At 73.3% G+C, this 18,969-nt stretch carries 16 protein-coding genes; 12 read left to right on the forward strand and 4 right to left on the reverse strand.

Translation table 11 applies throughout. The features are described from left to right. Window positions 1-323: 323 nt before the first annotated feature. Window positions 324-1,352 (forward strand): hypothetical protein, encoded by a 1,029-nt coding sequence (locus ACH499_RS08315; protein ID WP_399014352.1) that lies wholly within the window; start codon window positions 324-326, stop codon window positions 1,350-1,352. 24 nt (window positions 1,353-1,376) lie between these two features. On the opposite strand, the gene ACH499_RS08320 is transcribed toward ACH499_RS08315, so the two are convergent. Next, window positions 1,377-2,102 (reverse strand): dienelactone hydrolase family protein, encoded by a 726-nt coding sequence (locus ACH499_RS08320; protein ID WP_399014353.1) that lies wholly within the window; start codon window positions 2,100-2,102, stop codon window positions 1,377-1,379. A 273-nt stretch (window positions 2,103-2,375) separates the two neighbouring features. On the opposite strand from ACH499_RS08320, the gene ACH499_RS08325 reads away from it, so the two are divergent. From ACH499_RS08325 to ACH499_RS08340, 4 genes are all read left to right on the forward strand, one after another. Continuing rightward, on the forward strand, window positions 2,376-3,833 hold the full coding sequence (locus ACH499_RS08325; protein ID WP_399014354.1) for an alpha/beta fold hydrolase: 1,458 nt from the start codon (window positions 2,376-2,378) through the stop codon (window positions 3,831-3,833). A gap of 61 nt (window positions 3,834-3,894) precedes the next feature. After that, complete coding sequence (locus tag ACH499_RS08330; protein ID WP_399014355.1) at window positions 3,895-4,530, forward strand: MBL fold metallo-hydrolase; 636 nt, start codon at window positions 3,895-3,897, stop codon at window positions 4,528-4,530. A gap of 69 nt (window positions 4,531-4,599) precedes the next feature. Continuing rightward, on the forward strand, window positions 4,600-5,379 hold the full coding sequence (locus ACH499_RS08335) for an exodeoxyribonuclease III (protein ID WP_356202071.1): 780 nt from the start codon (window positions 4,600-4,602) through the stop codon (window positions 5,377-5,379). Window positions 5,380-5,473: 94 nt separating this feature from the next. Further along, window positions 5,474-5,881, forward strand: a complete 408-nt coding sequence (locus tag ACH499_RS08340) for a DUF6278 family protein (RefSeq protein ID WP_365603728.1) — start codon at window positions 5,474-5,476, stop codon at window positions 5,879-5,881. Window positions 5,882-5,910: 29 nt separating this feature from the next. Here ACH499_RS08340 and ACH499_RS08345 read toward each other — a convergent pair whose 3' ends face one another. Continuing rightward, complete coding sequence (locus tag ACH499_RS08345; RefSeq protein WP_399014356.1) at window positions 5,911-6,669, reverse strand: hypothetical protein; 759 nt, start codon at window positions 6,667-6,669, stop codon at window positions 5,911-5,913. Between the two features lie 104 nt (window positions 6,670-6,773). Between ACH499_RS08345 and ggt the strand changes: the two genes are divergently transcribed. Next, a complete protein-coding gene (gene ggt / locus ACH499_RS08350) occupies window positions 6,774-8,576 on the forward strand; it encodes a gamma-glutamyltransferase (protein ID WP_399014357.1) in 1,803 nt (600 codons plus the stop codon). A 6-nt stretch (window positions 8,577-8,582) separates the two neighbouring features. On the opposite strand, the gene ACH499_RS08355 is transcribed toward ggt, so the two are convergent. Beyond that, entirely contained in the window at window positions 8,583-11,111 is a 2,529-nt protein-coding gene (locus tag ACH499_RS08355) for an ATP-dependent Clp protease ATP-binding subunit (protein WP_356202063.1), read from the reverse strand. Window positions 11,112-11,595: 484 nt separating this feature from the next. Further along, the gene (gene map, locus ACH499_RS08360) at window positions 11,596-12,372 is read right to left on the reverse strand and encodes a type I methionyl aminopeptidase (RefSeq protein WP_365603736.1); all 777 of its coding nucleotides are present in this window, start codon (window positions 12,370-12,372) and stop codon (window positions 11,596-11,598) included. Between the two features lie 63 nt (window positions 12,373-12,435). Here map and ACH499_RS08365 point away from each other — a divergent pair, with 63 nt between their 5' ends. The 6 genes from ACH499_RS08365 (at window position 12,436) to hydA (ending at window position 18,962) form a co-directional block, all read left to right on the forward strand. Further along, window positions 12,436-12,687, forward strand: a complete 252-nt coding sequence (locus tag ACH499_RS08365) for a helix-turn-helix domain-containing protein (RefSeq protein WP_399014359.1) — start codon at window positions 12,436-12,438, stop codon at window positions 12,685-12,687. Window positions 12,688-12,865: 178 nt separating this feature from the next. After that, complete coding sequence (locus ACH499_RS08370; protein ID WP_356202058.1) at window positions 12,866-13,708, forward strand: nitrilase-related carbon-nitrogen hydrolase; 843 nt, start codon at window positions 12,866-12,868, stop codon at window positions 13,706-13,708. Then, complete coding sequence (locus ACH499_RS08375) at window positions 13,705-14,988, forward strand: aspartate aminotransferase family protein (protein WP_356202056.1); 1,284 nt, start codon at window positions 13,705-13,707, stop codon at window positions 14,986-14,988. Before ACH499_RS08370 ends, ACH499_RS08375 begins: the two co-directional genes overlap by 4 nt. A 31-nt stretch (window positions 14,989-15,019) precedes the next feature. Further along, a complete protein-coding gene (locus tag ACH499_RS08380) occupies window positions 15,020-16,585 on the forward strand; it encodes a PucR family transcriptional regulator (RefSeq protein ID WP_399014360.1) in 1,566 nt (521 codons plus the stop codon). A gap of 102 nt (window positions 16,586-16,687) precedes the next feature. Then, window positions 16,688-17,530 (forward strand): nitrilase-related carbon-nitrogen hydrolase, encoded by an 843-nt coding sequence (locus ACH499_RS08385; protein WP_399014361.1) that lies wholly within the window; start codon window positions 16,688-16,690, stop codon window positions 17,528-17,530. A 28-nt stretch (window positions 17,531-17,558) separates the two neighbouring features. Beyond that, window positions 17,559-18,962: a dihydropyrimidinase gene (gene hydA, locus ACH499_RS08390; protein WP_356202050.1), complete on the forward strand. Its 1,404-nt coding sequence runs from the start codon at window positions 17,559-17,561 to the stop codon at window positions 18,960-18,962. Window positions 18,963-18,969: the final 7 nt, after the last annotated feature.

The following is an 18,969-nucleotide window of genomic DNA, read 5'->3' on the forward strand; positions in this document are numbered from 1 at the left end:
ACCGGCTGTGGCGGTCCGCCTCCGGGACGCCACCGGCGCGCTCACCGTGCTCGCGTACGGCGATCCGGGCGCACCACGGTCGTCGCGCCTCGGACACAGGCCGTCGCCGGAACGCGCGTCGACGACGTGGCGGATACGGACACGGGCAGGGACGCCTCAGCCTCCCCGGCAGGTCACCGAGCCCGACACCGGGTGAGCGGGCCGCGGCGGGCACCCGCTGTGGAGCACAGGACTGATGCCCGTTTTCGGGTACGGCGGGCCACGCGTGGGTCCGCCCGGTCGCGGCCGGACGGCTTGTCAGTGCCCCTTCCTATGCTGACGCCATGGAGATCACCGAGCGGACCCTCGCCGAGGCCTGGCAGCGCAAGGCCGCCGGGCACGCCCTGCTCCACGGGGTCGGGCTGCCCCCCGTGGCGCGCTCCCACGACGAGCTGGAGGGGTGGGCCGAGGAGGAGGCGGAGGAGGAGGGCCTGTGGCTGCTGACGGACGAGGACGGCACGGTGCGCGGCCATCACGGTCCCTACGGGGAGCGGTTCGCCACCCGCGACCTCGAACAGGTGCTGTACCTGATCGCCGAGTCCGCGATGCGCCGGCGTGGCGGCGGCCCGGAGGAGGTGGCCGACGCGCTGGAGCGGATCGATCCGGCCTGGGGCAGACGGTTCCGCAGCGGCGGTCTCGACGACACGGGGACGACCGAGGCGTGCGGGCGCGACCCGCTGGAGGGGCTCGCCTGGATAGCGAACTCCTGGCGTGAGCAGGACCCGTACACGACCCTCGCCTTCTTCCGCGCGGAACCCGGACGCACCGTCGACGCCGAGCGGCTGGCCCTGCTGTACGGGGCCGATCCCGGGCAGGTCGAGGCCGGCACGCGCCTGAAGGACCTCCGGGCCGTGGACGACGGCCGGAGCCACTGGGACCGGCAGTGGCGGAGCTGCTGTTTCGGACAGGCGGGCGGGTGGACGTTCCTGCTGCACCACGAGACGCCGCCCGGGGCGTTCGCGGACAAGGAGGCGTACGCGGCGCTCGGCATCAAGGAGAGCGTGTGGCTGACCGCCACCTCCGCGAAGGCCATCTACACCTTCGACTACCTGAGGGACGGCCGCCGCGTCGACGACGACTGGGGCATGCTGGAGCTGATCTGGTACGAGCGCGGCCGTGCCCCGTACCTGCGGGGCGGCGAACTGGACTTCCTCAACCGTGCCGTGCGCCGCGCCGAGTTGGACCACCCCGCACTGACGGACACGTTCCAGCTCTACTTCCACGCCCTGGAGGAGTCCCTCGGCCTGCGTCTGCCCCGCCGGGACTTCGCGGAGGGGGAGGTGCGGGCCGCATGCTGGGCCGGGGCACGGTGAGGCCTGCCGCCCTCGCCGGCCGGATCACTCCCGCACGGGCAGGCACTCGTCGAGCAGCGCCAGGACGTCGTGCCAGGCCCGCCGCGCGTGCCGTGGGTGGTGTCCGACCCCGGGGAGCACCGGATGGTCGACCGGCGGGTGGTGGAAGGCGTGCAGGGCCCCGCCGTAGACCACGAGGCGCCAGTCGACGCCCGCGGCCTGCATCTCGGCGGTGAACGCCTCGCGCCGGGCGGGCGGCATGATGGGGTCCTCCGAGCCGACCCCGGCCCACACCGGGCAGCGGATGCGCGCCGCCTCGCCCGGCCGGCCCGTGGTCAGGCCGTTGACCGTCCCGATCGCGCGCAGGTCGGTGCCCGCGCGCCCGAGTTCCAGTCCGACGGCGCCCCCGGTGCCGTAGCCGACGGCGGCGATCCGGCAGGCATCGGTCCGCGGTTCGGCACGCACCACGTCGAGCGCCGCCCGGCCGATGTCCCGCATCCGGTCGGGATCGGCGAGCAGCGGCAGGCAACGGGCCAGCATCTCCTCGGGGTCTGTCAGGAGACGCCCGCCGTGGAGGTCGAAGGCCAGTGCCACGTAGCCCCGTTCGGCGAGCGCGTCGGCCCTGCGGCGCTCGACGTCGCTGAGCCCCGGGCCCTCCGGACCGAGCAGCACCGCGGGCCGGCGCCCGGCGCCGGCCGGGAGCGCGAGGTGCCCGACCATCGTCAGGCCGTCGGCCGGGTACCGGACCGTGCGTGTCGTCACCGTCGTCATGCGACAGGACGGTAATGAGCGCCGGGCCCGGCCGGTCCCTTCTTCTGCCACGGGCAGAACGGCACGCGTGTTCCCCCACTCCCGCGCCGCACCGTCCGGCCCGCCGGGGGAAGTGCCGGTCACGCCGCGGCGACGGCGGCGGTGAACTCCCGCTCCGGACACCGCCGTCACCGCCTGCCCGCCTCCACCCGGCCGCGCCGCGCCGCGCGGGGCGAGGGCCGCGTCTTTCCCCCGGCCGTGTGAGATCCCGTGATACGTGAGAAAGTCTGGGGCGTGAGTGAGACACCACCGAACACCCTGCAATACCGCTTCGACGGGCCGGAAGACGCCCCTGTACTGATCCTGGGTCCCTCACTGGGTACGACCTGGCACATGTGGGACAGGCAGGTCCCCGAGCTGGCGCAGCAGTGGCGGGTCTTCCGGTTCGATCTGCCCGGGCACGGGGGAGCCCCGGCCCACGCGGCGGGCTCCGTCTCCGACCTCACCGCGCGCCTGCTGGCCACGCTCGACGGACTCGGCGTGCAGCGCTTCGGCTACGCGGGCTGCGCCTTCGGCGGTGCCGTCGGCATCGAGCTGGCCCTGCGCCACCCCGACAGGCTCGCCTCCCTGGCCCTGATCGCCGCCTCGCCGCGCTTCGGCACGGCCGACGAGTTCCGGCAACGCGGCGTGATCGTCCGGACGAACGGGCTCGACCCCATCGCCCGCAGCGCGCCCGAGAGATGGTTCACCGCAGGGTTCGCCGCCGCCCAGCCCGCGATCACCGAGTGGGCCGTGCAGATGGTGCGGACCACCGACCCCGGCTGCTACATCGCCGCCTGCGAGGCCCTGGCCGCCTTCGACGTGCGCGGCGAACTCGGCGAGGTCGGCGTGCCGACCCTGGTCCTCGTCGGCTCCGACGACCAGGTCACCGGCCCCGCCGAGGCCCGCACCCTGGTCGCCGGCATCCCCGACGCCCGCCTCGCCGTGGTCCCCGGCGCCTCCCACCTGGTCCCGGTCGAGCAGCCCGCCGCCGTCACCGACCTGCTGGTGCGGCACTTCACCACCGCCTGGCAGACCGCCCACGACGCCTCGACCGGCCAGACCGCCGTCCCGGCGCTCCACCAGGTCCCGCACGCCGCGCCCGCCGTCTCCACGGCACCCGTCCAGCCGGCCCTGGCGGCCGTTCCCGTGCCCCCGCACACCGTCCCCGTGCCTCCGCAGGCCGCCCCCGCACCCCCGCAGCACAGCGCTGCCGTCGCGGTGCCGCCCGTCCCCGTACCGGCGCAGGCCATGTCCGCGTCCCCGCAGTCCGGGCCCGTCGCCGAGATCGCCCCCGCCGCCGTGCCGCGGCACACCCACGCTCAGGGGCGGCCCGACCCGTACGACGCGGGGCTGAAGGTGCGCCGCGAGGTGCTCGGGGACGCGCACGTCGACCAGGCGCTGGGGCAGGCGGACGAGTTCTCCGGCGACTTCCAGGAGTTCCTCACCCGGTACGCGTGGGGCGAGATCTGGGACCGGCCCGGCCTGGACCGCCGCAGCCGCAGCTGTGTCTCCCTGACCGCCCTCGTCGCCGGCGGGCACGTGGACGAGCTGGCCCCGCACATCCGGGCAGCCCTGCGCAACGGGCTCACCCCCGACGAGATCAAGGAAGTGCTGCTCCAGGCCGCCGTCTACTGCGGCGTACCCGCGGCGGGCCGTGCCTTCCGCGTGGCGCAGCGGGTCATCCGCGAGGAGACCACGCCTCCGGAGTGAGGGCCCGTCGGGCCCCGCCGGCCGTTCGCGGGCGGGCGGGGCGCGGCGGCAGGATGGAGTCATGAGGTTCACCAAGAAGTCGCACTCCTGCGTCCGGCTGGAGAAGGACGGGCGCACCCTCGTCCTCGACCCCGGCGGTTTCAGCGAGGAGGACGCCGCACTCGGCGCGGACGCCCTCCTCGTCACGCACGAGCACCCCGACCACTTCGACGAGGCACGGCTGCGCGCCGCCATGGAGGACAACCCGGCAGCCGAGATCTGGACGCTGAAGGCCGTCGCGGAGAAGATCTCGACGGCCTTCCCGGGCCGCGTGCACACCGTCGGCCACGGCGACGCCTTCACCGCCGCCGGCTTCGACGTCCAGGTCCACGGCGAGCTGCACGCGGTGATCCACCCGGACATCCCGCGCGTCACCAACGTCGGGTTCCTCGTCGAGGGCGGCAAGGTATTCCACCCGGGCGACGCCCTCACCGTCCCCGACCACCCCGTCGAGACGCTGATGCTGCCCGTCATGGCGCCCTGGAACAAGATCTCCGAGGTCATCGACTACGTCCGCGAGGTCAAGCCGCGGCGTGCCTACGACATCCACGACGCCCTCCTCACCGACCTCGCCCGCCCGATCTACGACCGCCAGATCGGGCAGCTCGGCGGATCGGAGCACCTGCGGATGGCCCCGGGCGACTCCGCGCAGGTCTGACCACCCCTTCCCCGTGCCCGCCTTCCGGGCCGGTCCGCGCTGTCGGTGCCGCCGGGTAGGTTGGGGGACATGCGCATCGCCACCTGGAACGTGAACTCGATCACCGCCCGTCTGCCGAGGCTGCTCGCCTGGCTGGAGAGCAGCGGCACCGACGTGCTCTGCCTCCAGGAGGCCAAGATCGCCGAGGAGCAGTTCCCGTTCGACGAGCTGCGCGAGAAGGGCTACGAGGCCGCCGTGCACGCCACCGGGCGGTGGAACGGGGTGGCGGTCCTCTCCCGGGTGGGCCTGGCCGACGTCGTCAAGGGCCTGCCCGGCGATCCGGGCTACGACGGAGTGAAGGAGCCCCGCGCCATCTCCGCGACCTGCGGCCCGGTCCGGGTCTGGTCGGTGTACGTGCCCAACGGCCGTGAGGTCGAGCACGCCCACTACGCGTACAAGCTCCAGTGGTTCGAGGCGCTGCGCGCGGCCGTCGCCGGCGACGCCGCCGGCAGCCGCCCGTTCGCGGTGATGGGCGACTACAACGTGGCCCCGACCGACGACGACGTCTACGACCGCGCCGCCTTCGAGGGCTCCACCCACGTCACCCCCGCCGAGCGCGCCGCCCTCGCCTCCCTGCGCGAGGCCGGGCTGTCCGACGTGGTTCCGCGCCCGCTGAAGTACGACCACCCCTTCACGTACTGGGACTACCGCCAGCTCTGCTTTCCGAAGAACCGCGGCATGCGCATCGACCTGGTCTACGGCAACGAGCCGTTCGCGAAGGCAGTAACCGACGCCTACGTAGACCGCGAGGAGCGCAAGGGCAAGGGCGCCTCGGACCACGCGCCAGTCGTGGTGGACCTCGACGTGTAGAGGGCCCCGCGCACCCGCCGTGTACGCCGCCCCGCGTCCGGTAGGGCCCGCGTGCCTGTGGTGTCCACGGCGGTACGGGTGACACCCTGTCGGTATGCACTTCCCCTTCCTGGGCAGGCGGCGCGCGAGGCCCACGGTGCGCGACTTCGAGGGCATCGGCGAGCTGCTCGCCGACTGCGGTGTGCTCCGCTCGCAGGCGCTGCGCGAGGGAGTGCGGCTGGACGACTCGGCCGGTTCGCTGGAGCAGCTCGACCAGGTGCTGCCGCGCTGGCGCGGCGACGAGGAGGTCCTGCCCTGGCTGGGCAGCGACGCGGGTCTGTACCTGGGGACCGTGATCGTGCGCACCGTGGCCGGTGCCGCCTGGCATCTGCGCCCCGACGGGCAGCCCGTCGTCCGGCTCGCCTCGGGACGCGAGTTCGACGTGGTGGAGTTCGGCCACGCGTGGGCGGCGGACGGCGTGCCCGAGCTCTCGCAGCTCTACGCCGAGGTCGCGGAGGAGTGAACCGGCCCGGCCCCGGGCGCACGTGAACCCTAGGCGCGGTGGGAGGTGCGGCCGGCGGGTGCCGGGGCCGGCAGGGGGCTCGTCGCGGCCCGGGTCACGTCCCCGACGAGTTCGACGACGTCCGGGCCGTACGCCTGCGAGTTGACCACCTTCAGCAGCAGCACGAAGGAGTTCTTGCCGTGCTTGCGCGCCAGCTTCTCGTGGTGCCGGGCGAGGTAGCGCGTGGCGGCCTGGTTGGTGATCGCGCGCTGGCCGCAGAACAGGAACACCGGACGGGCGTCGCGCCGGTCGCCGGCGGTGAGGCGGGCCAGCAGGACGTACTCCGTGACGCCCGGGTCCATGCGGTGGCGCTCGCCGCCGATCTGGAACGCGGCCCGGTCCGGGCCGGGTTCGGGGTCCGTGGTGATCCGCACCCCGGGCAGCATGGCCGCCATGTGGGCCAGCATCCGCCGGTTCGAGCCCGGGCCGCCCACGCAGAACTCCGTACGCTCCCCGAAGCCCTGATGCACCGTGTCCTGCGTGACCACCCGGACGTGCGCGCCACAGTCCTTGACCAGCGCGGCCAGTTCCAGCAGCGCGAACACGTCGAAACGGTGCACCGCCGGTTCGCCGGCGGCGGGATCGCCGTTGACGACGAGCAGCGACTCGGCGCCGTCCGGCAGTCCGAAGAACGCCTGCTTGCGGCGGAGTTTCCGCTTCCACAGATACGTACGGGCGAACCAGCCCAGCGCGGCGCTGATGCCGGCCGCGATCACACCCAGGACGATGTTGCGTACGTCGTCGCTCATGGGCGCGCATGGTAGCGGGACGGACGTACGGGTGTACGACAGGCCCCTGACGCGGTCATGACGATGAATTAGGCTGCCCGAACGGCTTCTCACTGGAGGTGCGGATGCGTCGCCCTGTCGCACGGAATCTGACGGTCCTGGCGGTCTCGGCCGCCGTGGTGTCGGTGGGGGCGGCGGCGCCTCCCGCCGCGCCGGGAACACCCGCCGCCGCGAAGACACCGGTCGCCGTCGGATACGGCGGCGCGGTCGCCAGCGTCGACCCGGACGCCTCCGCCGCCGGCATCGAGGTCCTGCGCAAGGGCGGCAACGCCGTCGACGCGGCCGTCGCCACCGCCGCCGCGCTCGGCGTCACCGAGCCGTACTCCGCCGGCATCGGCGGGGGCGGGTACTTCGTCTACTACGACGCCAAGTCCCGTACGGTACGCACGATCGACGGCCGGGAGACCGCGCCGCTGACCGCCGACGAGAAGCTGTTCACGGAGAACGGCAAGCCGCTGCCCTTCGCCGAAGCCGTCACCAGCGGCCTCGCCGTCGGCACGCCCGGCACCCCGGCGACCTGGCAGACCGCCCTGGACCGGTGGGGCAGCCGCAAGCTCGCCACCGTGCTCGAGCCCGCCGAGCGGCTCGCCCGCGACGGCTTCACCGTCGACGACACCTTCCGCTCGCAGACCGCCGCCAACGAGCAGCGGTTCCGCTACTTCCCGGACACCGCCGAGCTGTTCCTGCCGGGCGGCGAACTCCCCGTCGTGGGCTCCACGTTCAAGAACCCGGACCTGGCGCGCACCTACCGGGAGCTGGGCCGCAAGGGCATCGGCGCCCTCTACCACGGAGAGCTCGGCGAGGACGTCGTCGCCACCGTCAACAAGCCGCCCGTCGACCCGGACTCCGGCTGGAACGCCCGCCCCGGCGACCTGTCCGCCAAGGACCTCGCGGACTACCGCGCCAAGCTCCAGGCGCCCACGCACACCTCGTACCGCGGCCTGAACGTGTACTCCATCGCCCCCTCCTCCTCCGGCGGCACCACCGTCGGCGAGGCCCTCAACATCCTGGAGCACACCGACCTGTCGAAGGCGGACGAGGCGAGCTACCTGCACCGCTTCATCGAAGCCAGTCGCATCGCCTTCGCGGACCGCGGCCGCTGGGTCGGCGACCCGGCCTTCGAGGACGTACCGGCGAAGGAACTGCTGTCGCAGCGCTACGCCGACTCGCGGGAGTGCCTGATCAAGGACGACGCGGTGCTCACCAGCCCGCTCGCCCCCGGCGACCCGCGCGATCCCGCGCCCTGCGCGGGCGGTGGAACGGCGGCGCCGACGACGTACGAGGGCGACAGCACCACGCACCTGACGGTCGCCGACAAGTGGGGCAACGTCGTCGCCTACACGCTCACCATCGAGCAGACCGGCGGCAGCGGCATCACCGTGCCCGGCCGGGGCTTCCTGCTCAACAACGAGCTGACCGACTTCTCCTTCGCCCCCGCCAACCCGGCCGTCCACGACCCGAACCTGCCCGGTCCGGGCAAGCGGCCGCGCTCGTCCATCGCGCCGACGATCGTGCTGGACCGGCACGACAGGCCGGTGGTGGCGGTCGGTTCGCCCGGCGGCGCGACCATCATCACCACCGTGCTCCAGACCCTGACCGGCGTCCTCGACCGCGGCCTCCCGCTGGTCGACGCCATCGCGGCACCCCGCGCCAGCCAGCGCAACGCCGCCCGGACGGAGCTGGAACCGGGCCTGTACGACAGTGGGCTGCGGGCGGAGCTGGAGGCCCTCGGGCACTCGTTCAGGGTCAACCCGGAGATCGGCGCGGCGACCGGTGTGCAGCGGCTGCCCGACGGCAGGTGGCTGGCCGCCGCCGAGCGGGAACGCCGCGGCGGCGGCTCGGCCATGGTGGTCAGGCCCGCCCGGTAGGGGGCGTCACAGCTCGGGGACGGGCTGCTGGGGGGTACGGAACGCCAGCCGCCCGTCCTCGACGTCGACCGTGACCCGGCCGCCCTGCTGGACCCGGCCGTCCAGCAGCAGCCGGGACAGCTCGTTGTCGACCTCGCGCTGGATGGTGCGGCGCAGCGGACGGGCGCCGTACTCGGGCTGGTAGCCGCGTTCGGCGATCCAGTCCACCGCGGCGTCGGTGAAGTCGACGGTGATGTCCTGCGCCCGCACCATGCGGCGGGTCTGCTCCAGGAGCAGGCTGGTGATCTGCCGGAGCTGCTCTCCGCTGAGCTGGCGGAAGACGACGATCTCGTCGATGCGGTTGAGGAACTCCGGCCGGAAGTGCTCGCGCAGCGGGCGCAGCACCTGCTCGCGCCGGGCCTCCTCGTCCGCCTCGGAGCCGCCCGCTCCGAAGCCGATGCCGGCACCGCGCCGGGTGATCACGTCGGAGCCGAGGTTGCTGGTCATCACGACGACGGTGTTGGTGAAGTCCACCGTCCGTCCCTGGGAGTCGGTGAGCCGGCCGTCGTCCAGCACCTGGAGCAGGATGTTGAAGACGTCCGGGTGCGCCTTCTCCACCTCGTCGAGCAGCAGCAGCGAGTACGGGTGCCTGCGCACCACCTCGGTGAGCTGCCCGGCCTCCTCGTGGCCGACGTAGCCGGGCGGGGCACCGACCAGACGGCTGACGGTGTGCCGCTCCTGGTACTCGCTCATGTCGAGGCGCACCATGCGGTCCTCGCTGCCGAACAGCGCCTCCGCCAGCGCCCGGGCCAGCTCGGTCTTGCCGACGCCGGTCGGGCCGAGGAACAGGAAGCTGCCGATGGGCCGGTCGGGACTGGAGAGCCCGGCACGGGAGCGCAGCACGGCGTCGGAGACGACCCGTACGGCCTCGTCCTGGCCGACCACCCGCTCGTGCAGGTGGGTCTCGAGGCCCAGCAGGCGGTCCTTCTCCTCCTGGGTGAGGCTGCTGACCGGGATGCCGGTCTGCCGGGACACCACCTCGGCGATGGCCTCGGTGCCGACGACGAGGTTCAGCCCCTCGTCGGCCTCGTCGCCGCCGTCCGCCTCGGCGATGCGCTGCTTCAGCTCGGTGATCTGGTCGCGCAACCGCGTCGCCTGCTCGTACTGCTCGTCCGCGACGGCCTGGTCCTTGTCCCGGATCAACTGGTCGACCTCGCGCTCCATGGCCCGTACGTCCGTGCCCTTGGTGCGCGACCGGAGCCGCACGCGCGCGCCCGCCTGGTCGATCAGGTCGATGGCCTTGTCGGGCAGCCGCCGGTCGGTGAGGTAGCGGTCGGACATCTCGACGGCCGCGACCAGCGCCTCGTCGGTGTAGCGGACCTGGTGGTGGGCCTCGTAGCGGTCGCGCAGCCCGCGCAGGATCTCGACGGCGTCCGCGCTGGTGGGCTCGGGCACCAGGATGGGCTGGAAGCGGCGGGCGAGGGCCGCGTCCTTCTCGATCCTGCGGAACTCCTCCAGCGTGGTCGCGCCCACGATGTGCAGTTCGCCGCGTGCGAGGGCCGGCTTGAGGATGTTGCCGGCGTCCATCGAACCGCTCTCGCCGCCGCCGCCCGCGCCGACGACCGTGTGCAGCTCGTCGATGAAGATGATCAACTGGTCGGAGTGGGCGCGGATCTCGCCGACGATGTTGTTCAGCCGCTCCTCGAAGTCGCCCCGGTAGCGGGTGCCGGCGACCACGCCGGTCAGGTCCAGCGCGATCACGCGCCGTCCGGCCAGCACGTCGGGCACGTCGCCGTCGGTGATGCGCTGGGCGAGCCCCTCGACGATGGCGGTCTTGCCGACGCCCGCGTCACCGATCAGCACCGGGTTGTTCTTGCCGCGCCGGGAGAGCACCTCGACGGTCTGCTCGATCTCGTCCTCCCGCCCGATCACCGGGTCGATCCGGCCCTGCTGCGCCAGGTCGGTGAGGTCGCGGCCGTACTTGTCCAGCGTCGGCGTGTTCGTGGACCGGGGCGCCTCCGGGCGGGCCTTGGCGCCCTCCGGGGTCTCGGTGGGCAGCCCCGAGGGTGCGAAGCGGGCCGCGTTCAGGATGTGCCCGGCGGCCGAGTCGGGGTTGGCGGCCAGGGCGCTGAGCACGTGCTCCGGGCCGATGTAGCCGGTGCCGGACGAGCGGGCCAGTTCGTGGGCGTCCAGCAGGGCGCGTTTGACCGCCGGGGTCAGGGACAGCGAGGTGGGCGGCGGTACCTCGCCGGGCGGATGCTGCACCGGGCCGCTGCGCTCGTCGATCTGCGACGCGAGCGAGTCGGGGTCGGCGCCGGCCCGGCTGAGCAGGCCGCGGGTCGGCTCGGTGGCGAGCGCGGCCCGCAGCAGGTGCTCGGTGTCCAGGTCCCGGCTGCCGTGCTCCGCGGCGTACTGGGCGGCGCCGCGGACCAGCTCCCGCGCGGGCTGGCTGAGCAGCCGCCCGATGTCGATCTGCCTCGGCCTGGGCCCGCCGAAGAAGCGCGCCAGGAATTCCGCGAACGGGTCGCCCTCCGGGCCCATGAAGCCGCTGCTCATCGTGTACGGACCTCCGCTGCATCGCTGATCGACGTGCCGGGGCCGGGTAACCCGGTCGGGGCGCGGTCATGCCCAACATGACACGTTCTGTTCCACCGGGCACGTCCGGCAGCCCGACGGACGCGAGACCCCGCGGGACGTCGGCGGGGGAGAGGCGCCCGGCGACTCGGTGACCGCCCGACGACGCCGGAGCACGGCCCCTCCGGGGTTCCGCGCCGTGGCGTGCGTGCGCGGCGGAGCCGGCGGGCGTGCCGGCTCCGGGGCGCCGACGGGTGCCTCACGCGCGAGGGACCGGCTTCCGTGCCCGGGCGGCCGGGAACCTGCCGGGGCTCCCCCGACGTGCGGACGCGGCCCCGGCCCGCCGTCGCCCGGGGACGGGAAGCGGCCGTGTCGGCGGCGGGCCGGCCTCCGTGCGCGGTTCTCGCAGCCGCCCCCGGTGGGCGCCGGGGCGCGGCCGGGGCGCCCCTTCCTCAGCGGACCCCCTTCACAGCGCCTCCCTCGACGTCAGGACGCGTGGGCCGGTTTCCGTGATGGCCACCGTGTGTTCCACGTGCGCCGCGCGGGAGCCGTCGTTCGTGCGCAGGGTCCAGCCGTCCGGGGCGGCGTGGTAGTCGTCGCGCCCGCCGGCGGTCAGCATGGGCTCGATGGCGAGGACCATGCCGTGGCGCAGGGGCAGTCCGCGGCCGGGGCGGCCCTCGTTGGGTACCCCCGGGTCCTCGTGCATGCGCCGGCCGATGCCGTGGCCGCCGAAGTCCTCCATGATCCCGTACCCGCCGGCCCGGCACACCGTGCCGATGGCGTGCGCGATGTCGCCGATGCGGTTGCCGACGACGGCCGCCTCGATGCCCGCGGCCAGCGCCCGCTCCGCGGTCTCGATCAGCGTCAGGTCCGCCGCGCGCGGGGTACCCACGACGAAGCTGACCGCCGAGTCGCCGGCCCAGCCGTTCAGCGTGGCTCCGCAGTCCACGGAGACGAGGTCGCCGTCGCGCAGCCGGTAGCCGTCGGGGATGCCGTGCACGATCGCGTCGTTCACCGACGCGCAGATGACGCCCGGGAAGGGTGTCGGCGCGAAGGAGGGCCGGTAGCCGAGGAACGGCGATCCCGCCCCGGCCTCCCGCAGCACCTCGCGCGCCACCGCGTCCAGCTCCAGCAGCGACACGCCCACGTCCGCGGCCCGCCGTACGGCGGTCAGGGCGCGGGCGACGACCTGGCCGGCCTCGTGCATGGCGTCGATCGATGTGTCCGTCTTCAGTTCCACCATGCCAATTACTATACCGGTATTTGAATTGGGGCCGACCGTGGTGACCGGTATTAGAATGACGGCATGGTGCGCACCCCCCTGACCCCCGAAGAGCGCGACCGCGGCGAGCGGCTCGGGCGGCTGCTGCGCGCGGCCCGCGGCGAGCGGAGCATGACGGAGGTCGCGGCCGAGGCCGGCATCTCCGCCGAGACCCTGCGCAAGATCGAGACCGGCCGAGCGCCGACCCCGGCCTTCTTCACGGTGGCCGCGCTGGCCCGCACGCTCGGGCTGTCCATGGACGAGCTGGCGGGGCGGTGCGTCCTGGCCGTGCTCTGAGGCGGGCCCCGGCAGCCTCACGGGCCCCACGGCTCACCCACCGGAGTGCGAAACGCGATCGACACCCCGGCTTGACGACGATGGTCTTGGCAAGCCCGCCCGGGGGGCTTACGTTCGTGCCTCTACGTGCCTGCTCTACGGGCGTAGAGGCTCTGACGTCGTGTCGAAGGAGCAGCTCATGGCCAACGTCGTACGTGCCGCTCTCGTCCAGGCCACCTGGACCGGCGACACCGAGTCCATGGTGGCGAAACACGAGGAGCACGCCCGCGAGGCGGCCCGGCAGGGGGCCGGGGTCATCGGGTTCCAGGAGGTCTTCAACGCCCCCTACTTCTGCCAGGTCCAGGACCCCGAGCACTACCGCTGGGCCGAGCCCGTGCCCGACGGGCCGACCGTCCGCCGCATGCGGGACCTCGCGCGCGAGACCGGCATGGTGATCGTCGTGCCCGTGTTCGAGGTCGAGCAGCCGGGCTTCTACTACAACACCGCGGCCGTGATCGACGCCGACGGCACCGTCCTCGGCACCTACCGCAAGCACCACATCCCGCAGGTCGAGGGCTTCTGGGAGAAGTACTACTTCCGCCCCGGCAACCTCGGCTGGCCCGTCTTCGACACGGCCGTCGGCAAGGTCGGCGTCTACATCTGCTACGACCGCCACTTCCCCGAGGGATGGCGCCAACTCGGCCTGGGCGGCGCACAGCTGGTCTACAACCCGTCCGCCACCCACCGGGGGCTCTCCGCCCACCTGTGGCAGTTGGAGCAGCCCGCGGCGGCCGTCGCCAACGAGTACTTCGTCGCCGCGATCAACCGCGTCGGGCAGGAGGAGTACGGCGACAACGACTTCTACGGCACGTCGTACTTCGTCGACCCGCGCGGCCAGTTCGTCGGCGACCTCGCCAGCGACACCAAGGAGGAACTCGTCGTCCGCGACCTGGACTTCGACCTCATCGACCAGGTGCGGCGGCAGTGGGCCTTCTACCGCGACCGCCGCCCCGACGCCTACGAAGGGCTGGTGCGGCCGTGACCAAGGACCTGCTGGGCCGCCACCGCGCCGTCCTGCCCGACTGGCTCGCCCTGTACTACGAGGACCCGCTGGAGATCACGCACGGCGAGGGCCGCCACGTCTGGGACTCCGCCGGCAACAAGTACCTCGACTTCTTCGGCGGCATCCTCACGACGATGACCGCCCACGCCCTGCCCGAGGTGACCAAGGCGGTCGCCGAACAGGCCGGACGGATCGTCCACTCGTCCACCCTCTACCTCAACCGGCCGATGGTCGAACTCGCCGAGCGCGTCGCCCACCTGTCCGGCATCCCCGACGCCCGCGTCTTCTTCACCACCTCCGGCACCGAGGCCAACGACACCGCCCTGCTGCTCGCCACCGCGTACCGGCGCGGCAACACGGTCCTGGCGATGCGCAACAGCTACCACGGCCGCTCCTTCGGCGCCGTCGGCATCACCGGCAACCGCGGCTGGTCCCCGACCTCCCTGTCCCCGCTGCAGACCCTGTACGTGCACGGTGGCGTGCGCACCCGCGGACCCTACGCGCACCTGGACGACCGGGAGTTCATCGACGCCTGCGTCGCCGACCTGAAGGACCTCCTCGGCCACACCCGCCCGCCCGCGGCGCTGATCGCCGAACCCGTCCAGGGCGTGGGCGGCTTCACCTCCCCGCCCGACGGGCTCTACGCGGCCTTCCGCGAGGTGCTGCACGAGCGGGGCATCCTGTGGATCTCCGACGAGGTGCAGACCGGCTGGGGCCGCACCGGCGACCACTTCTGGGGCTGGCAGGCCCACGCCCGCAGCGGCCCGCCGGACATCGTCACCTTCGCCAAGGGCATCGGCAACGGCATGTCCATCGGCGGCGTCATCGCCCGCGCCGAGATCATGAACTGCCTGGACGCCAACAGCATCTCCACCTTCGGCGGCACCCAGATCACCATGGCCGCCGGCCTCGCCAACCTCGCCTACCTGCTGGAACACGACCTGCAGGGCAACGCCCGGCGCGTCGGCGGGCTGCTGATCGAACGGCTGCGGGCCGTCGCCGCACAGGTGCCGCACGTGCGGGAGGTGCGCGGGCGCGGGCTGATGATCGGCATCGAGCTGACCCGCCCCGGCACCGACGAGGCCGCCCCGGAGGCCGCCTCCGCCGTGCTGGAGGAGGCCCGCGCGGGCGGGCTGCTCATCGGCAAGGGCGGCGGCCACGACACCAGCGCCCTGCGCGTCGCCCCGCCGATGACCCTCACCGTCGCGGAGGCCGAGGAGGGCGCCGCGATCCTGGAGCGCGCCCTGCGGAGCCTGTGACCACCGTGCACTGAGCGGAGGAACCGCCGCCATGACCACCACCCGGCCCGCCTGGGAACCCGCCCTGTCCGTCCGCCAGGTCCTCGCCCTGGAGCGGGTCCTCGCCGGACAGCCCGAGGTGGTGGCCGGCGCCGGCCTGCTCGACCGGCCGGTGCGCTGGGTGCACGTCGCCGAGGCCGCCGACGTCGGCGTGATGCTCAGCGGCGGCGAGATGGTGCTCACCACCGGCGTGCTGCTCGCCGGCGACGAGGACCGCCAGACCGAGTACATCCGCTCCCTGCACCGCGCGGAGGCCGCGGCCGTCGTCCTCGGACTCGGCCGCGCCTTCCCCGCCCCGCCGGACGTGATGCGCCGCGCGGCCGACCGCTGCGGGCTCCCCATGATCGTCCTGCACCGGCCCTTCCCCTTCGCCGAACTGACCGAGGAGGTCCAGTCCCGGCTGCTGCGCCGCAAATTCGCCGCCGTCAGCCTCTCCGAGTCCCTGCGCACCGAACTGACCGGCCTGATCACCGCGGGCGCCCCCGTGCAGCGCCTGCTCGACGAGGTGGCCCGGCACGGCGGCTGCCCGGTCGTCGTCACCAACCTCGCCCACCGCGTCCTCGCCACGGCGGGGGAGCGGGCGGCCGTCGACGACGTCCTGCGCGACTGGGAGCGCATCGCCCGCCAGGCCGGCGCGGGCACGGCCGACGGCTGGATCCGCGCCGACCTGACCTGCCGCGGGGAGCGCTGGGGGCGGCTCGTGCTGTGCGGCCACCGCGGCGACCGGGCCGCCGGACGCCTGCTCGCCGACCGCGCCGCCGAGGCCCTCGTCCTGCACCGCATGCTCGGCGGCCGGGCGACGCCCACCTGGGAGGAGCAGTCCGCCCACGGCCTGCTCAGCGACCTCACGGACGGAGCCGTGCCCGCCCGGCAGCTTCTGCCGCGGGCGCGGGCGGCCGGACTGCCGGTCAACCGGCGCGCGTTCGTCCCCCTGGTCGTCCGCGGCGCGGAACCCGCCCGACTCGACCGGGTCCTGCGGCTGCTGGGACTCACCGGGCTCGTCGCCCCGCTCGCCGACGGCATGGCCGCCGTGCTGCTCAGTCTCGCCCGCGACCAGGACGCCAGGTCCCTGACCGGCCACTTCGCGGCCCGGCTGCGCTCCGAGCCGGACGGCGCCGGCACCGTGGTCGCCGCCGCCGACGCCCGCACCGACTGGGAGGACGTACCGGCCGGTCTGCGCGAGGCCCGGCACGTCGCCGACGCCGTCACCGACTCCGCCGCCGCCCTGGACCTGCCGCCCGTCGTCCGGCTTCGGGACATCCACCTGCGCGGCCTGGTCCGGCTCCTGCGCGACGACCCGCACGTGCAGTCCTTCGCCGAGCGGGAGCTGGACGGGCTGCTGCGCGGCCCCGACGAGGACCTGCTCGGCGTACTGCGGACCTATCTCGCCACCGGCCGCAACAAGTCCCGCACCGCCCAGCTCCACCACGTCTCCCGCCCCGCCCTCTACCGCCGCCTGGAGGCGATACAGGCCCGGCTCGGCGTGGACCTCGACGACTTCGAGCAGGCCGCGTCCGTGCACATCGCCCTCCTCGCCCACGACGCACAACAGGGGTGACACCGTGCAATGCCCGACCCCCGCAGACGTGACACCGTGCCACTCAAACCGGCCCCGCGCCGTCCCTACGCTCGCAGCACACCGAGCGAGTGGAGGTTCGACATGAGCCGAGTGATCCGTGCCGCGCTCTTCCAGACCGCCTGGACGGGCGACAAGGAATCCATGATCCAGGCCCACGAGCAGGCGGTCCGCGACGCCGCCGCGCAGGGCGCACAGGTCCTGTGCTTCCAGGAACTGTTCTACGGCCCCTACTTCTGCCAGGTGCAGGACCCCGCGTTCTACGCCTACGCCGAGCGCATCCCCGACGGCCCGGTCGTCGAGCGCTTCCGGCGCCTCGCCCGCGAGCACGGCATCGTCCTGGTGCTCCCCATGTACGAGGAGGAGCAGCCCGGCGTCCTCTACAACACCGCCGCCGTGATCGACGCCGACGGCTCCTACCTCGGCAAGTACCGCAAGACCCACATCCCGCAGGTGCGCGGATTCTGGGAGAAGTTCTACTTCCGCCCCGGCAACAGCGGCTGGCCCGTCTTCGACACGGCCGTCGGCAGGATCGGCGTCTACATCTGCTACGACCGGCACTTCCCCGAGGGCTGGCGGGCGCTCGGCCTCGAGGGCGCCGAGGTCGTCTTCAACCCGTCGGCCACCTCCCGGGGCCTGTCCGGCTACCTGTGGCAGTTGGAGCAGCCGGCGGCGGCCGTCGCCAACGAGTACTTCGTCGGCGCCATCAACCGCGTCGGCGTCGAGGAGTACGGCGACAACGACTTCTACGGCACCTCGTACTTCGTCGACCCGGAGGCGCAGTTCGTCGGCGAGGTGGCGAGCGACAAGGAGACCGAACTCGTCGTCCGCGACCTCGACATGGCCAAGCTGCGCGAGGTCCGCGACCGCTGGCAGTTCTACCGCGACCGGGCGCCGGGCGCGTACTCCCCGCTGACCGCGCCGTGACCCACCGCTCCTGACAGGAGGGACCAGCATGAGCAGCCGCACCGTCATCCGCGGCGGCCTCGTCGTCACCGCGTCCGACGAGACGCACGCCGACGTCCTGATCGAGGACGGCCGCATCGCCGCCCTCGCCTCGACCGGCACCCCGGCCGCCGAAGCCTTCACGGCCGAGCGGGTCATCGACGCCACCGGCAAGTACGTCGTCCCGGGCGGCGTCGACGGGCACACCCACATGGAGATGCCGTTCGGCGGCACCTACGCCGCCGACACCTTCGAGACCGGCACCCGGGCCGCCGCCTGGGGCGGTACGACCACCATCGTCGACTTCGCGATCCAGAGCGTCGGGCACTCCCTGCGCGAGGGGCTGGACGCCTGGCACGCCAAGGCCGAGGGCAACTGCGCCATCGACTACGGCTTCCACATGATCGTCTCCGACGTGAACCAGGAGACGCTGAAGGAGATGGACCTGCTGGTGGAGGAGGGCGTGACCTCCTTCAAGCAGTTCATGGCCTACCCCGGGGTCTTCTACAGCGACGACGGCCAGATCCTGCGGGCCATGCAGCGCGCCGCCGGCAACGGCGGACTGATCATGATGCACGCCGAGAACGGCATCGCCATCGACGTGCTCGTCGAGCAGGCCCTCGCCCGCGGCGAGACCGACCCCCGCTTCCACGGCGAGGTCCGCAAGGCCCTGCTGGAGGCCGAGGCCACCCACCGGGCCATCCGCCTCGCCCAGGTCGCCGGCGCGCCCCTGTACGTCGTGCACGTGTCGGCCCAGGAGGCGGTCGCCGAGCTGACCCGGGCCCGCGACGAGGGGCTGAACGTGTTCGGGGAGACCTGCCCGCAGTACCTCTTCCTGTCCACCGACAACCTCGCCGAGCCGGACTTCGAGGGCGCCAAGTACGTGTGCAGCACCCCGCTGCGGCCGAAGGAACACCAGGCGGCCCTGTGGCGCGGGCTGCGGACCAACGACCTCCAGGTGGTCTCCACCGATCACTGCCCCTTCTGCTTCAGCGGCCAGAAGGAACTCGGCCTCGGCGACTTCTCCAAGATCCCCAACGGGATGCCGGGCGTCGAGAACCGCATGGACCTGCTCCACCAGGCCGTCGTCGACGGGCACATCAGCCGCCGCCGCTGGATCGAGATCGCCTGCGCCACCCCGGCCCGCATGTTCGGCCTCTACCCGAGGAAGGGCACCATCGCGCCGGGCGCCGACGCCGACGTGGTCGTCTACGACCCGCACGCCGAGCAGGTCATCTCCGCCGAGACCCACCACATGAACGTCGACTACTCGGCGTACGAGGGCACACGCGTCACCGGCCGCGTCGAGACCGTGCTCTCGCGCGGCGAGCCGGTCGTCACCGAGCGGGAGTACACCGGGCGCAAGGGCCACGGCGTCTACACCCCGCGCTCCACCTGCCAGTACCTGAACTAGGAGCGGT

Origin of the sequence: Streptomyces sp. NPDC018947 (assembly GCF_044390505.1) — a bacterium.
Taxonomy (GTDB): domain Bacteria; phylum Actinomycetota; class Actinomycetes; order Streptomycetales; family Streptomycetaceae; genus Streptomyces.